At 39.4% G+C, this 13,502-nt stretch carries 16 protein-coding genes; 1 reads left to right on the top strand and 15 read right to left on the bottom strand.

The annotated features are described in order from the left end of the window. Positions 1-5: 5 nt before the first annotated feature. The 11 genes from msrB to ilvA form a co-directional block, all read right to left on the bottom strand. Positions 6-449: a peptide-methionine (R)-S-oxide reductase MsrB gene (gene msrB / locus HRJ06_RS10980; protein ID WP_174732969.1), complete on the bottom strand. Its 444-nt coding sequence runs from the start codon at positions 447-449 to the stop codon at positions 6-8. A 1-nt stretch (position 450) separates the two neighbouring features. Beyond that, entirely contained in the window at positions 451-984 is a 534-nt protein-coding gene (msrA, locus tag HRJ06_RS10975; protein WP_174732963.1) for a peptide-methionine (S)-S-oxide reductase MsrA, read from the bottom strand. Between the two features lie 772 nt (positions 985-1,756). Beyond that, complete coding sequence (locus HRJ06_RS10970; RefSeq protein WP_174732962.1) at positions 1,757-2,335, bottom strand: YpmS family protein; 579 nt, start codon at positions 2,333-2,335, stop codon at positions 1,757-1,759. After that, positions 2,335-3,174 (bottom strand): SGNH/GDSL hydrolase family protein, encoded by an 840-nt coding sequence (locus HRJ06_RS10965; protein ID WP_174732961.1) that lies wholly within the window; start codon positions 3,172-3,174, stop codon positions 2,335-2,337. The genes HRJ06_RS10970 and HRJ06_RS10965 overlap by 1 nt, the downstream gene beginning before the upstream one ends. A 99-nt stretch (positions 3,175-3,273) precedes the next feature. Further along, positions 3,274-3,849 carry an SCO family protein gene (locus HRJ06_RS10960; protein WP_174732960.1) on the bottom strand — a complete coding sequence of 192 codons (576 nt, stop codon included), beginning with the start codon at positions 3,847-3,849 and terminating at the stop codon, positions 3,274-3,276. 148 nt (positions 3,850-3,997) lie between these two features. Then, a complete protein-coding gene (locus tag HRJ06_RS10955) occupies positions 3,998-5,467 on the bottom strand; it encodes a sensor histidine kinase (RefSeq protein ID WP_242035207.1) in 1,470 nt (489 codons plus the stop codon). Positions 5,468-5,742: 275 nt separating this feature from the next. Beyond that, complete coding sequence (locus tag HRJ06_RS10950) at positions 5,743-6,585, bottom strand: DegV family protein (RefSeq protein ID WP_174732959.1); 843 nt, start codon at positions 6,583-6,585, stop codon at positions 5,743-5,745. A 184-nt stretch (positions 6,586-6,769) separates the two neighbouring features. Beyond that, complete coding sequence (locus HRJ06_RS10945) at positions 6,770-7,021, bottom strand: DUF2535 family protein (RefSeq protein WP_174732943.1); 252 nt, start codon at positions 7,019-7,021, stop codon at positions 6,770-6,772. Positions 7,022-7,197: 176 nt separating this feature from the next. After that, positions 7,198-7,962, bottom strand: coding sequence for a twin-arginine translocase subunit TatC (tatC, locus tag HRJ06_RS10940; RefSeq protein ID WP_174732941.1), 765 nt, complete (start codon positions 7,960-7,962; stop codon positions 7,198-7,200). Positions 7,963-8,096: 134 nt separating this feature from the next. Then, positions 8,097-8,300, bottom strand: coding sequence for a twin-arginine translocase TatA/TatE family subunit (locus HRJ06_RS10935; RefSeq protein WP_174732939.1), 204 nt, complete (start codon positions 8,298-8,300; stop codon positions 8,097-8,099). A gap of 177 nt (positions 8,301-8,477) precedes the next feature. Beyond that, complete coding sequence (gene ilvA / locus HRJ06_RS10930; RefSeq protein ID WP_174732937.1) at positions 8,478-9,746, bottom strand: threonine ammonia-lyase IlvA; 1,269 nt, start codon at positions 9,744-9,746, stop codon at positions 8,478-8,480. A 171-nt stretch (positions 9,747-9,917) separates the two neighbouring features. On the opposite strand from ilvA, the gene HRJ06_RS10925 reads away from it, so the two are divergent. Further along, positions 9,918-10,148 (top strand): hypothetical protein, encoded by a 231-nt coding sequence (locus HRJ06_RS10925; protein WP_174732935.1) that lies wholly within the window; start codon positions 9,918-9,920, stop codon positions 10,146-10,148. 264 nt (positions 10,149-10,412) lie between these two features. On the opposite strand, the gene HRJ06_RS10920 is transcribed toward HRJ06_RS10925, so the two are convergent. The 4 genes from HRJ06_RS10920 to HRJ06_RS10905 all read right to left on the bottom strand — a co-directional run bounded on the left by HRJ06_RS10920 (position 10,413) and on the right by HRJ06_RS10905 (position 13,302). Next, the gene (locus HRJ06_RS10920; protein WP_174732933.1) at positions 10,413-11,144 is read right to left on the bottom strand and encodes a lysophospholipid acyltransferase family protein; all 732 of its coding nucleotides are present in this window, start codon (positions 11,142-11,144) and stop codon (positions 10,413-10,415) included. Between the two features lie 118 nt (positions 11,145-11,262). Then, positions 11,263-11,751: a dihydrofolate reductase gene (locus HRJ06_RS10915; protein ID WP_174732931.1), complete on the bottom strand. Its 489-nt coding sequence runs from the start codon at positions 11,749-11,751 to the stop codon at positions 11,263-11,265. Then, on the bottom strand, positions 11,748-12,542 hold the full coding sequence (locus HRJ06_RS10910) for a thymidylate synthase (RefSeq protein WP_174732929.1): 795 nt from the start codon (positions 12,540-12,542) through the stop codon (positions 11,748-11,750). The genes HRJ06_RS10915 and HRJ06_RS10910 overlap by 4 nt, the downstream gene beginning before the upstream one ends. 58 nt (positions 12,543-12,600) lie before the next feature. After that, on the bottom strand, positions 12,601-13,302 hold the full coding sequence (locus HRJ06_RS10905; protein ID WP_174732927.1) for an anthrax toxin lethal factor-related metalloendopeptidase: 702 nt from the start codon (positions 13,300-13,302) through the stop codon (positions 12,601-12,603). Between the last annotated feature and the right edge of the window lie 200 nt (positions 13,303-13,502).

Raw genomic sequence — 13,502 nt, 5'->3', positions numbered from 1 at the left:
TCCAATCAGCCTTTTGTTTCGTCGTTAAACCACTTTACATATTCCCCATATCCTTCTTCGGTAAGCTTCTCTTTTGGAATAAACCTAAGTGAAGCAGAATTGATACAATATCGTAACCCTTCAGGCCCCGGCCCATCGTCAAATACATGGCCAAGGTGAGAATCCGCAGTTTTGCTTCTTACTTCCGTACGGACCATAAAGTGGCTTTTGTCTTCCTTTTCAATGACTTCTTCTTCTGCAAGAGGTTTGGTAAAGCTTGGCCATCCGCAGCTTGAGTCAAACTTGTCCCTCGAACTGAACAGCGGCTTGCCTGAAACAATATCAACATAAAGACCTTCCCGAAAATCATTCCAATATTCATTTCTGAAAGGTGGTTCCGTTCCACTGTTTTGTGTAACTTCGTATTGAATTGGTGTAAGCCGTTTCTTTAAATCTTCACGATTTTCCATACTATTCCTCCCAATAGGTCCGTATGTAGGCATCTCTTCCAGATCCTTTTCGGTATGCGTTATACCTTAGCGGACTTTTCTTGTAAAAATCTTGATGATATTCTTCAGCAGGATAAAATTCTTTTGCTGGAAGAATCTCGGTTACGATAGGGCGGTCAAAACGGCCGCTGTTTTCAAGTTCCTGCTTAGATTGTTCAGCTAAGCGTTTTTGGTCTTCGTTTTGGAAAAATATAGCTGTTTTATAAGAGCGGCCTCGATCAAAAAATTGTCCGCCTGGATCTGTGGGGTCAATTTGCTGCCAAAATAGCTCAAGCAGCCTTTCATACGGAAACACATCAGGATCAAACGTAATTTGAACTGCTTCATAATGTCCAGTGGTCTCTGAGCAGACTTCTTCATAAGTAGGATTTTCTTTGTGACCTCCGGTGTATCCGGATACAACATTAATAATCCCTGGCTGCTCATTGAATGGCTTCACCATGCACCAAAAACAGCCGCCAGCAAATATTGCAACTTCTTCGCTTTTCTGAACCATTAAAAACACCCTCTTTTCTAGCTTCCGTTATTCTTATTCCCGTTTGTTCCTATTTTAACGCTAAATTTAACTAAGTTAAACAAATGTGCCCTATATCTGCAAATATCATAACAAAAGCGCAAGTGCCCGTTAAGCGACCTATGGACTGGAGGACACCTACTAAGTAAAGGAAACACGGAAAACTGAAGCGATTCGATGTTGACTTATCATTGGGAGGTTGACCACCAAACTGGAACTTTATAGTTTCCTGAACAATTATAAAAACCCCTTCATAAAAGAATTGTCGACAAAGACAGCGAGAAGCCTTTCCTCGCTGCCTTTTGTCATTTTTTTAGTGGAATGGTGGGAAAGGGCCGATTTCTTCTCCGCGGGACAGTACTCCCCCAGGACATTGAAGGGCTTCCATGGGTAAGGCCGCACTGAAGAAAATGCGATAGCATTTTCAAGAGGATGTTCTGCCTCTTCTTATATTGATTATGTGTAATAAAGTTGATTAGAGCGGAGGGTGGCGACTCCTGCGGGAAAAGCGGGACAGTCGAGACCTTGGACTGAGCGTAGCGAGGGAAGCGGCTCGGCCCCGCCCGCGGAAAGCGTCCGCCCGGAGTGATAATCTAACCACAGTGGTTATTCTATCTTGATTTTAAATTAAAAAAAGACTTGTAGGGAGACTCAATTTTCTTCGAGTCCTGCCTACAGTCTGAAACCCCTTCATAAGAAAGGGTTTAAAGTGTATCTTCCTGACGTCATAAAAGGGAAGGCAGATACGGTATCTTTAGTTTGCCGGAACATACAGCGTGAATGAAATATTATCGGATTTAAGATCAAATTCATTAGCTCTGACTTTTATATCACTCTTCAACTCCATGTTTTGAAGCGATACATAGACTGTTTCTTCTTTTGGCTGTATGATAACCCAGTCAGGAAGGGCATATCGGTCTCTGACAATTTTCATTACTTGGGAGGCCGGCAGCTGCAGCCTGCCAATAGACATTGATTTTTGTTTAAGAAGCAGGTCGCCATTTTCCAATGCTTGAGGTTCAAAAGAAAGCTTCATTTGGAGATCCTGCCCAAAAACAGCAAGGGTGCCATACAGGTCTACCTCATGATCCAGAATGACATCATAATTAATCTGTCCGGATTTTATTTCCTCATCGAGATAGTGATTTATGACTTTATTCAAATCAGATTTATTGCTTGTTACAAGAAACCCTACATCTTCATTTGTACCCCGGTCTGCCACATCAGGTGTACCTCCCTCAATAGGGAGAAATAAATTTATCAGTATATATAAGACGATTGTGATGTTAAGGCCCATCAGAATAAAAAAGGCCATTTTCCAATGCTTTTTCATTAATCACTGTTCCCCTTTTCACTAGCAGTATAAGCATTCCTGGCAATGCTCTTCAATGGTTCTCCACCCAAACTTTCGAATATTCTCTGAGCCATCAATTCATATCCTCTGTCATTAGGATGGAACTGATCTGTATATAATAAATTTTCCTCTTCTGTTTGAAAAATATCACCTATTTCCACAAAGTAGGCTGATGGATAACGGGCTACTATTGACCGGCTTACGCTATTCCATTCGTCGATAATATCATTCATTTCCTCTATATCGGTAAACCACTTATAAAATGGATTATATAAACCAACCAAAACAACCATTGTTTCGTTATTAATGGAACGAATTTCGTTTAATATGGTTACAAGCCTTTTCTCATAGTTGCTCCGTTCAACGTTGAATGGATCAAGTTCAAGCTGAGTAAAATTTTCCCTGACAACCTTCATAACGTCATTGCCGCCAATCGTCAAGATTACCATGTCAGACTCTCTGATGCTGGTTCGAACTTCTTCACTTTTTATTCGGTCAATCAGCTGTGAACTTTTGTTCCCCTTTATACCGAAATTATCCATTCGAACTTCTCGTATGTTTTTTTCCTTCTCAATCAATTCCTCTAAATAAGGCAAATAGCCGCCCCGTTTTGTGCTGTCCCCTATCCCTTCTGTCAATGAATCTCCTGCAGCTACAATATTAATCTGCCTTGGGAAAAAGTCAGGTTCTGGAGAGAGTTTATTTCGATAATGAACCTCTTTACTTATATGAAACTCTTTTTCTATTGAAGAATTTAAAGGATTACATGAAATTAAAACCAAAAGGCATAGAAGAAACATAGTAAAGATCTTGCGCAAAGTGAGTCACCTGCCATGAGTTGTTATTCCCCAATTATAACACGAGTAACCATGGAGTGGCCCCTTGGATACGGAAGAAAAATAGACCTGTTTCCAGGTCTATTGTAATGTTTTAATATCCTCCAAAATTTCGTCAAATGGAATCTCATTTAAACCGCTATAATCTTTTACAATTGTACCTTCCTGGTTGACTAGATAAAAGCTGGTGCCATGAGCAACCTGGTCACCCTGCTGTGGTTTCTTTACCAGTGTTTTAAAACTATCAACAGCGAAGCTTTCAATCTCTTCCTGCGAGTAGCCTGTTAGGAAATTCCAGGATTGTAAATCAGCATTAAATGAGTTCGCAAATTCTGATAGTGTATTGGGATCATCAACACTTGGATCTACACTAAAAGAAACAAATTCAATATTTTCAATCTTAGCCTCTGCTGCCATTCTTTGAAGTTTTGCCATATTAGCGGTCATTGGAAAGCAAACATCTTCACAGTTAGTAAAAATAAAATCAGCCATCCAAACCTTTCCCTCTAAATCACCAAGCCCGAATGATTCCCCATCCTGATTTGTTGCTGAAAAGTCCTCTACAGGCCAATTGTGTGCATCTTTAATCTCATTTCCTCCGCAAGCTGCAAGGAGAAGCACAGAAAAACCAAGAAGAAAAAGTATCTTAAATCTCATTCTTTTCACCTGCTATCTTAATATACGTACAGACATTATTCTAGCAAACCCGTACAAAAGAAGAAAGAAAATCCGCTTATTTTTATTTACTAGAATAAACCAATGTTAGCAGTCTCCAGTCTGATGTAAAGCAACAAGTCAGTACAAGCTAATTCTCTTCCTCGTCTTCTGCCAGGGGCACATATACTTTGAATGTGGTCCCTTCTCCCTTATTACTGTAAACCTCAATGCGTCCCCTCATTCTTTCAATGATTTGATAGCAAACCATCAAGCCCATTCCAGTTCCTTTTTCCTTTAGTGAATAAAAGGCCGTCCCTAGGCGGTCGAGCTCCTCTGCTGTCATACCTATCCCTGTATCTGAAATAGTAAATATTGCATTTCTGCCATCATCCTTGAGGGTAAGCTCTAATTCTCCGCCTTCTTTCATTGCTTCAATTCCGTTTTTAAGAATATTAATTAGTACCTGCTTTAATTCATTTTTACTGCCTTTTACATTTACATTCGGTTGAATATCCGACTTTAAGACAATATTTTTTGACATCATTGCATATGTGCTCATTAAATCAATAGCATTTACAGTTAAATCACTTCCATCAATCCTTTCTGACTTGGCCATATCGGGTTTTGCGAGTTCAAGATAGTCATTTATAATTGATTCTGCTCTATTAATCTCTTCGATCATTAATCCAATGAACATAACCTCCTCTTTGCTCATCTTTTCTTTAGTAGAGAAGATCTGCAAAAAGCCTTTTACTACGGTCAATGGGTTTCTAATCTCATGAGCCACAGAAGCAGCAAGCTGACCGATGGCATTCATTTTTTCTGCATGCTGGAGTTCCTTTTGAACCTTTGTGTGCTCTAATAGACTTTCCATCTGGCCAATAGCAGTTTCAAGCAACGGAGTGCTTTCATTAATCTCCTTGATCGTTTTAAGCTGATCAGAGGCGGCAGTTAACGTGGCAAAAAGGGTAGATAATTGTACAGTCATTTCATTAAATTTAAGGCTAAGCTGACCAAGGTCTGATTGGTCATGAATAGGCAAGCTGACGTTAAAGTTCCCTGCGCTTACCTGCTTAATGCCACAAACAATATCATCCACCGGCTGAAGCACCTTTTTAAGTCCCCATCTTAAAACAAAATACACGATCAAAGACACAGCGATGAACCCGCAGGCCAACAGCAGGAGAATTTCAGCCTGGCTTCTTTTCAAGATTGATGCATCCAGATCAATACCGAGAAGCGCAATGACTGCTCCGTTTTGATTTTTTATGGGGGCAAAAGCTGTAATCCACGTTCCGAATTGATCTCTATACACAGAGGTGCTAGAAACAGAATTACTGTTCATGCTTTGTGTAAAGGCACTAATAAATTCAGGGCCTCCATTATAATGTTTAACCTCCTCATTAAAAAAGTCGTTATAATGCCTTGAGGCAGCAATAATTTTGAACCTGCCTGCTTCCAAATCATCCACTGTCATTAAATAGGCACCTAATACAGAAGAATTCTGCTCATGCACCAAGGAAACATGATCGATTAAACGATCCTTGGCAGGATGGCTTGTCTCAATAAATTCAAGCGCTTTTTCTATATCCTCAGGTGCTATTGTCGTTTTCCACAAACTCGCAAGTCCCTCTGCTCGAGAGGTCATTTGGTCTGTTAGCAGCTTAGAATGAAGGAAAAAGTTAAAACCAGCAGTTGTACATAAAACAAAGAAAGTAATTAATAAAGTTAACGAAAAAAGTTTATGATATAACTGGAGGTTTTTAAACCTTTGCTTTATGCCCATATTCTCAGTCCTTTAGATGGTAAAGATTAATAGCTAATTCGACATTTCCTTTCGAATTCCTTTGCAGCAAATATAAAAAGCCTGAACAAAATTGTTCAGGCTTTATGCTATTTAAAATAATACATAAACCCAATAGCTCCGGGACCTGTGTGTGTACTAATTATCGGGGTAGTATCCTGGATCTCGAACTGATCAAAACTTGTTTTGTTTGAGATTTCCTTTTTAAGCCTTTCAGCTAATTGATACCCGTCAGCATGCACCAACCCTACCCCCAAGACTTGCCTGCCTTTTAGGTCCTCCTCAAACTGCTTAGTAAGGAATTTAATCACTTGTGAATGCCCTCTAGCTTTGGACACGGGAGTATATTCGCCTCCCTCTAGAGATGCTATCGGCTTAATATTTAACAAAGATCCCATCATGGCTCTGCCTTTTCCGATACGCCCTCCTTTTACCAGATTCTCCAGGGTATCAACGACCACAAATAAACGAGTGTTTTTACGAATTTCATTCAGACGAGCAACGATTTCTTCTATGTCCTTCCCCTGATCAGCCATAATTGCTGCCTCAATAACCTGAAAGGCTAAGCCTTTTGAAATATAGCGGGAATCTACGACGGTAACCTTCCCTTTACTCAATTTGGCTGCACTTTCAGCCGATTGAACTGTACCGCTCATTCCACCAGTCATATGTATGGAAATTACATCGAAACCTTCTTCTTCAAGCTGATCGTAAACGTTAAGAAACTCTCCTGCTGAAGGCTGTGAACTTTTGGGCAGCTCTTTAGATTTCTTCATTTCTGTCATGAATTCTACGGGAGTAATATCAACGCGGTCTAGATATGTTTCACCATTAATTGATAACGATAAGGGGACTACTTTAATGCCGTACTTTTCAATTATTTCATCTGATAAATCCACTGTTGAGTCTGTAACAATCTTAATTTTCGTCATACTATCACACCCCATTCAAAATCTAGTTAATAATTTTGCGAGTTTTAGACACGTTCCTCTCATAACCGCTATTTGGTCTATTATATCAATGATTATTTATTAGGGGAATTACAAGAACCGCTAAAGTACAGAAAATTCAATTCTTTTCAAAACAAAAAGCGCCCTGGAAAGGCGCTAAAAAGATTTACGCATTATTTTTCAATTCTCCGGATTTAAATATCTGTTCGTAGTCCGGCCATTTGAGTACTCTTTTCAAATAATCCTTAAAAGAGTAATATTTTCGAGCAGTTTTCTCACGGTAAATGGATGTAATAAATGTTTGCAAACGGACTTGGATCATGAAATAATAAGGGCTTTTTTCTCCCAATAAAGGAATCTCAGAAACTTTAACCTTCTGTCCAACAGCGTTTTTGAACTCTAGGCTTTTGTATAACAAAATATCAATCCTCTTTTATCCCCGTTTGAATATATTATACCTTATGTTGCTCTCGAAATGTGTCTGATTATGCGCTGTTAAAAAAATTTTCTTAGCAAGTGTTCTCATTTCTGCACATGCAAAAAGCCCCTAAATAAAAACCCCTCAGATTTTGAAATCCAAAGGGTAAATCACCGCTATCCTGCATTTTCAGTTTCATTATCGTAACCATGTTCCTCTGCCCACTTTTGTTCCCTTTTAAGCTTTCTCTTATAAACTATCTTAGAAAGATTTATACTAATTTCATATAAAAACAGAAGTGGAATCGTCACTAAGACATCTGACATAAAGTCCGGCGGGGAGATCACTACAGAAATAATAATTAGAACGAAATATGCGTATTTTCGTATCCTTTGTAGAACATATGGGTTAATTATGCCAAGAGATGTTAAAAACATAACAACAACAGGCAACTCAAACAGTACTCCAAAAGGCAAGGTCATATTCATTATAAAGCGAAAGTATTTTTCAGCCGTAAAGTTTGTGGCAAGCATATCCCCGCCGAGCTCGATCAAAAAGCTCAAAACGGTAGGGAAAATAACGAAATATCCAAATGCCAGTCCAACAAGAAACAGAACGAACAAAGCAGGAATATATGCTATTGTGAGTTTCTTTTCAAACGGCTTAAGAGCTGGTTTAACAAACATCCATATTTGGAGTGCAAGCACAGGAATTGTACCTGCTATCGCAATTACGGTGGCAATCATAAAATAAATCCAAATAATATCGCTTGGCCCGAGGACAATCAGCTTTACATCCAGATCCCGCACAAACCAACTATAAATTTCCTTAACATAAGTGAATCCAGCTATAAAAAATATTACAAAGGCTACCGCCGATATAAACAGCCGCTTTCTCAATTCATCCAAATGGTCAATGAGGTTAAGTTCTTTATCTTCCATATAGTTCCCCTGCCATATATTGCTTATTTAGTCACAAGTCTTACTGGCTTTTGTTTTAATTTCAAAGCTAAATAACATCCTAATGTTGTTTGCTGTGAATGAAAAAGGTGTAAGACAAAAGTCTCTTACACCTTTTATTTTGGTGCTTTTGTGGCTTCTTTTTTCTCTTCTTCAAAATCTTCCATTACATCGCTAGTCAGTTCACGAGTCGATTTTTTGAACTCACGCAAAGTTTGTCCAAAGGCACGGCCAATTTCCGGAAGTTTTTTCGGTCCGAAAATAATTAAGGCAAGCACTAGTATTAAAATTAACCCGGGTACACCGATATTTGATAACATGAATCAACATCCCCTTTTCATTTGCATTGTTAAATCTACTATGATTATAGTACTTTTATTTCGTTTGTGGGGAAAAGTCCGTTAAAGTTCATAAGAATTTCACAAAACGGTTAAGAAATTACAAGATTGTGACTTTTCTCATTTCACGAAAAAAAGGGAGGAAGACTCCCTTTTTTATTATACCAGTAAACTAAAAAGCTGGTTATCTTTATTAATCGCCAAATATGGAAATCCTTTTCTTTCCATTCTAGTCACAAGTGGTGTGTATTGGTTCTTATTCTTCAATTCAACCCCAACTAATGCTGGGCCGCTATCTTTATTATTTTTCTTCGTGTATTCGAACCGGGTAATGTCATCATCTGGCCCAAGAACATCATCGAGGAATTCTCTTAGTGCTCCAGCGCGCTGTGGGAAGTTTACGATAAAATAATGGAGCAACCCTTCATAAAGAAGGGATCTTTCCTTTATTTCCTGCATTCTGCTAATATCGTTATTGCCTCCGCTAATAATACAGACTACTGTCTTACCCTTTATTTCTTCTTTTACCATATCCAGTGCTGCAATTGGAAGAGCTCCTGCAGGCTCTGCTACAATTGCATGCTCATTATATAGTTCAAGTATTGACGTACAGACCTTTCCTTCAGGAATAACCATGATATCATCTAGGATTTCTCGGCAAATCTCAAAGGTTTTATTTCCAACACGTTTAACTGCCGCACCATCAATAAAGGTTTCAATATGTTCGAGTGAATAAGCTTCATTGTGATCAATAGCTGCCTGCATCGATGCAGCCCCTGCCGGCTCGACACCAATCAGCTTGGTTGAAGGAGAAACACTTTTTACATAGGTTCCTACACCCGACATAAGTCCTCCGCCGCCAATACTGCCTAAAACATAATCAACAGGGTCTTCACAGTCATTTAAAATTTCAACCGCTACTGTTCCTTGTCCGGCTATTACTCGTTCATCATCAAAAGGATGGATAAACATTCGCTGTTCTTTTTCAGAACACTCTACTGCCTTTTTGTAGGAATCATCAAAAGAATCACCTATGAGGATAATTTCAACATTTCCTCTGCCGAACATTTCGACCTGATTGACTTTTTGCCGCGGTGTTGTTGCTGGCATAAAGATTTTTCCGTTTACACCAAGCTGTCTGCATGCGAATGCAACTCCCTGAGCATGATTTCCTGCGCTTGCACAAACAACACCTGTATTGACTATTTCCTTTTCTAGCAGCTTCATCGTATAGTAGGCACCGCGCAATTTAAAAGAGCGGACATGCTGTAAATCTTCTCTCTTCAAGTAAATAGTACAGCCGTATTTATCTGATAAACGCTCATTTTTTTGTAAAGGCGTATGCGCTACTATGTCTTTAAGATGCCTGTAAGCTATCAGAATATCTTCAACTTGCACCCATTTTTTAGTTTTGGTTTTCTGTTCCATACTATCCCCCCGCGTTAATCCTCTGTCATTAATTTGTTCATTATATCACGTATCATTATGTTTTCAATGAATTATGAAAATATTTGAACATTTTATTGATTCAACTTGTATAAAATCCCTTTTCCTAAACATATAATAAGGCAAATTTACATGATAGGAGGCTGAAACGGCTTGGAGATTTCCCTGCTCAGTTATGATGGCGCCCTTCCGGTGGAAATAACCCTCGATGAGGATAACGGCCGCTATATGATTAGAAAAAGTGATACAAGCGGAGAGGTATTCAACACCCCGCTTGAGCTCATTCAGTGGGTTAAAATCCATTTTCATGCAGAGGAGTTTTGTAATGTTCAAGAGTTCCAGAGCATGATGAAGCTACTTTCGGAATATGAAGAAACAATCTGAGCGTCTCCCTCTCATAAATACGTTTCAGTTATGTCGAACCTAATTCTTATTCCTGGAGGTCTGCCGATTTAGTTCCCAAATAAAGCTCCGATAAAGAGGTTAGTTTGTCGGAGCTTCCATTTGTTAGTTCTGGACACTAAAGCAAGCTTCCGAGAATCATCCTAGCAGGTACAAGCTTTTTTCCTGCGGAGCCGGCTCCGTTATATTCGTCAACCTTCATCGCCCAGCCCGAGCACCTTCGTTCGGCCTTGTTTTATCCCCTTATTACGAAGCGATTCTTTTTTGGCTTTGGGTTGAAATGATGGTTTGCCTGACATCTTCGGCAAGTTCTTTTAGTTCCCTGCCCTTATAATGGGCATATTCCAAATGAGGACAAATTGTTACAGTGATTTCAGCTGGCTTGACCAGCTTTCCATTTTGCTCAAAAACTTTAGAAGTTCCTGCAATAGAGATTGGAACTATCGGTACTTCAGCCCCCTTAGCCAAACGAAACCCTCCAGATTTAAACTCACCAATCGGGCCGCCTTTGCTCCTTGTTCCTTCTGGAAAAATCGCTATTGAATGGCCTTTCTCCAACAATCGAATCCCCTCTCCGATCGATCCGACAGCCTGCATGCGATCTTTCCGATCCAGGAAGACACAGTTTATAGCTGCCATCCACGATGACAGGATTGGTATTCTTTTCACTTCAATTTTTGAAATAAATCCAAACGGCTTATTGATATAACCAAGTAAAACAGGAATATCAAAATCTCCTTCATGGTTACACACAAACACAACAGGCCCTTCAGGAAGTTTCTCCTCCCCGTAAACGTCTACCTTTGATCCAGTAAGCTTTATGATTGTCTTAGACCATTTTTGTGGTGTCACATGGGCTATCCTGTCTCTTTCATTAACCGGCATGTCTGCGGGCAGTCTGTTCACTATTTTAAGCTTTGGGATGCTGTAAACAAGATAACCACTCATGTATAGAAAGCATGCTATTAAACGAAGCATCTTCTTCCTCCTCTTTTTTGCTAGACGTTCCCATTAAAGTCGAAGCTGACAGTTAGGAAAAATACAGATCAAAAGAAAAAGCCGCAGCTGCAGCTGTGACCTTTAGACAAGCCTCACATTATTCTTTTCGATCGTAAATAAAAAACTCATAGTCATACGGATTCTTCTCATTTTTAGGCCCTTTAAACTGTTCAATTACTTCCCAACCTGAAAGATCGAGTTCCGGGAAAAACGTATCCCCCTCAAACGAGTGGTATATCTTTGTCAAATAGAGTCTATCTGCATCAGGCAGGATCTCTTTAAAGATTTCTGCCCCGCCGATCACGAAGACCTCTTGCCCCTTTTGCTGGGCATATTCGCGTAATTCATTCACAGAATAAAGTACAGTACAGCCTTCGCATAAGAAACTTTTATCTCTAGTTATAATAATATTCTCTCTGCCTGGGAGGGGCTTTCCTATGGATGTATAGGTTTTGCGGCCCATTGCAATCGGATGCCCCATGGTAACTTTTTTAAAGAATTTGAGATCTTCTGGAAGGCGCCATGGCAACTGGTTATTTTTTCCAATCGCTCTGTTTTCATCCATAGCCCATACTAGTGAGATCATACACTAACCACTCCCTTTATATGGGGATGTGGGTCGTACTCTTCAAGCTGAAAATCATCGTAGGCAAAACCAAAGATATCTTTTACTTCCGGATTTATCTTCATTTTCGGTAGTGACCTAGGCTCCCTTGTCAACTGAAGTTTAACCTGGTCCATGTGGTTTGAATAGATATGGACATCTCCAAAGGTATGTATAAATTCACCTGGTTCAAGATCGCAAACCTGCGCCACCATCAAAGTTAAAAGTGCATAGGAGGCAATGTTGAAAGGCACACCCAGGAACACATCGGCTGAACGCTGATAGAGCTGGCAAGAAAGCTTCCCATCCGCTACATAAAATTGAAACATACAATGGCAAGGCGGAAGTGCCATATTCTCAATCTCTCCGACATTCCAAGCATTAACGATCAGTCTGCGGGAATCAGGATTTGATTTAATTTGGCTGATAAGCTCACTAATTTGGTCTACTGTCTTTCCATCAGCACCTGTCCAAGAACGCCATTGATGTCCATATACAGGGCCCAGTTCACCTTTTTCGTCAGCCCATTCGTTCCAAATGCGGACACCGTGATCCTGCAAATATTTTACGTTCGTATCCCCATCAAGAAACCAGAGCAGCTCATGGATGATGGATTTAAGATGAAGTTTTTTTGTCGTTACAAGTGGAAATCCTTCCTGAAGATCAAAACGCATTTGATAACCAAATGAACTGATTGTTCCAGTTCCTGTCCTGTCTTCTTTTTCCGCCCCGTTTTTTAAAATATGTTCACATAACTGTAAATACTGTTTCAATTCCTACACAACCTTTACAAAAAAATATCTCTGGTATCTATTTTACCTTTACCAGAGATTACTTCAAGCTTTTAATAAAAAGATAAGTTTCAGGTGCAGCCTCTCTTAACAATTCCGTATGCTCATCACCTGCAAAAAACATTGCAAAGGTTTCAGCAAAATATTCTTCAGGATAATTTATAAAATAAGGTCTGCCAGGAAAAAGAAGTTTGCTTTCTTTCTTCCAAACAAACACGAATGTCTGGTCATCCCTAATTGCATCATATACATAACGGTCAACTGAGTGGGCTAGTTCATGCAATTCAAGATTAACAGAGCCATGCCCCATCCCTTTCTCGCTGTTCCCTATTTTTGCGAGCACAATTTTTGAACCGCCGACCCCGGGAACTTCATCCCACTTTGTCCCATTTTGATATCCGCGTGGAATTAACCCTTTTAAGTGGTCAGCACTTGGGTTATCTGTTAGCTTACCTTGAAATAATTTTAACTGGATTCTATGGTGCGCAATTTTTTCGAGCATCGAGTCAGGCAGCTTATCGATCCTGCTGATCATATTAGCTGCTTCAATCTGATCAAATTCTTCTTCGGGAAGAAGAATGATATTTTCAATATGATTCTTTGATTTTAGCGTGAGAGAATCAAAGAGTATTGACTGCTGGGGAAAATCCCTTAAAGGAATTCCATTAACAGTTGCCTGTGAGGTTCCAAGCAATGTAAGAGAGACAGCAATTGTAAAGAAAAGAAACAATAATTTACGCATAATATGTCTCCCCTTCACCAAAAGCGATAATAGTTTATGAATCTATTTTACTATTAAAATTATACCATATGAGTTTTTCAAAATGGCTGAGAAAATCAGGTAAAAGAAGTAGGTGAACATGCTGGTTTATGCTTGGCCAAGTCACGGCTGGTCATTTTGAAATTTGGAATACAAAATAAAAGGAACTGACTTATAATCAG

The organism is Mesobacillus harenae (assembly GCF_013343715.1).
In the GTDB taxonomy this organism is placed as follows: Bacteria; Bacillota; Bacilli; order Bacillales; family Cytobacillaceae; genus Mesobacillus_A; species Mesobacillus_A harenae.
Note: the sequence above shows the minus strand (reverse complement) of the source record. Positions and strands in the feature narration are given on the sequence as shown.